This window comes from Streptomyces africanus, from assembly GCF_002150735.1.
Classification (GTDB): Bacteria; Actinomycetota; Actinomycetes; order Streptomycetales; family Streptomycetaceae; genus Streptomyces; species Streptomyces africanus.
On record NZ_MUKA01000577.1, the window covers coordinates 1 to 1,513 of the forward strand.

The 1,513-nt window shown below is 74.3% G+C and carries 1 protein-coding gene and 1 pseudogene; both read right to left on the reverse strand.

Annotated elements, in window-relative coordinates:
* Positions 1-83 precede the first annotated feature (83 nt).
* Complete coding sequence (locus CCL05_RS42260) at positions 84-1,253, reverse strand: ADP-ribosylglycohydrolase family protein (RefSeq protein ID WP_086565821.1); 1,170 nt, start codon at positions 1,251-1,253, stop codon at positions 84-86.
* A 7-nt stretch (positions 1,254-1,260) separates the two neighbouring features.
* Positions 1,261-1,513: pseudogene (locus CCL05_RS42265) on the reverse strand (ADP-ribosylglycohydrolase family protein); the annotation flags it as partial.

A 1,513-nucleotide genomic window follows, 5' to 3' on the forward strand; every position in this document is an offset into this window, starting at 1 on the left:
GGCCGCGATCGCTTTCGGCTCGCGGCCGTCCTGGGTCGCCTGGTGGAGTTCGTGGCCGATCAGGTCCTCCGGCTGGACCCAGGTCAGGCGGAGCATTCCGGGCCTCCGAGGGCTGCGAAGGCCTGTTCGTGGGTGCGGCGGCGGGAGATGTCCCGGGTGAAGATCTCGCGGGTGACGGCCGTGAGGGTCGTGGCCGGTTCCCAGAGGTCCAGGCGGCTGGCCTCCGCGACCGTCTTGGCCCAGTCCTGGGGGACCGGCGAGCCGAGGGCGCCCGCCAGGGCTCCGGCCATCGTGGCGATGGAGTCGCAGTCGCGGCCGTAGTTCACGGCGCCCAGGACCGCCTGACGGTAGTCGCCCCGGGCCATGAGCAACATGCCGAGGGCCACGGGGAGTTCCTCGATCGCGTGGAGGCGGGAGGGGCGGCGGGCGCCGAGGGAAGAGGCGCGGTAGTCCGGGCCGACCGTGTCGTAGGGGGCGACCGCCTCGCGCAGGGGGCCCAGGGCCGACTCGAAGTCCGTGTGGCGGGAGGCCTCCTCGCAGACCCGCTCGATCGCCGTGCGCGTGCCGTCCTTCGCCAGGGACAGACAGGCCGAGACGACCGAGTCCGGGGTGGCTCCCGGGGTGCACGCCGCCGCGACCGCCGCCGCCAGGACGCCGGCCGCCTCACGGCCGTACGACGACTGGTGCGCGCCGGCGATGTCGAGGGCCTCGGCGTAGGCCGCCCGCGGGTCGGCCGCGTTGACCAGGCCGACCGGGGACATGTACATCGCCGCACCGCAGTTGACGATGTTGCCGGCGCCGGCCTCGCGCGGGTCGGCATGGCCGTAGTGGATCCTCGTCACCAGCCACTTCTCCGCCAGGAAGACGCGGTGCAGGGGAAGTGCCTCGGCCTCCAGCTCCGGGATCCAGCGGGGCTCGGTCATCAGGTCGGGGACGAGGTGGTCGGCGATCGCGTAGGCGTCGAGGTGGTCGCGGACCCGGGCGTAGACGCGGATCAGGGCGTGCGTCATCAAGGTGTCGTCGGTGACGTGGCCGTCGCCCTTGTGGTACGGGGCGAGGGGGCGGGCGGTGCGCCAGTCGTCGCCGTGCCAGGGGCCGACGATGCCGTGGACGCGGCCGCCGTGGCGTTCCAGGATCTGCTCGGGCGAGTAGCCCTCGACGGGGCCGCCGAGGGCGTCGCCGACGGCGGCACCGACCAGGGCGCCGGTGATCCGCTCGTCCAGTGTGGCGTTTTGGTGTGGTTTGGGCTGCATGGGCGCATCATCCACCGGGGTGGGCCGGTTGTGCGGCTTCCAGGAGTTCGGCGAGTTCCACGAGGTCCGTGCCGGTGAGGCGGGGCAGGACGCAGCCGGAGAGGGTGCGGCAGGTCTCCCGCCAGGAGGCCGGGATCGAGGCGCCGCCGCCCAGCACGCCGGTGAGGGCGCCCGCCAGGGCCGGGGCGGAGTCCGCGACGCGGGACAGGCAGGCCGCGGCCGGTACCGCCTCCGCGATACGGCCGCGGCCTGCCTGTCCC

What these genes read in the sequence shown, in the direction of transcription:
- CCL05_RS42260 (WP_086565821.1), bottom strand. Translation starts at nt 1,253, where the DNA reads ATGCAGCCCAAACCACACCAAAACGCCACACTGGACGAGCGGATCACC.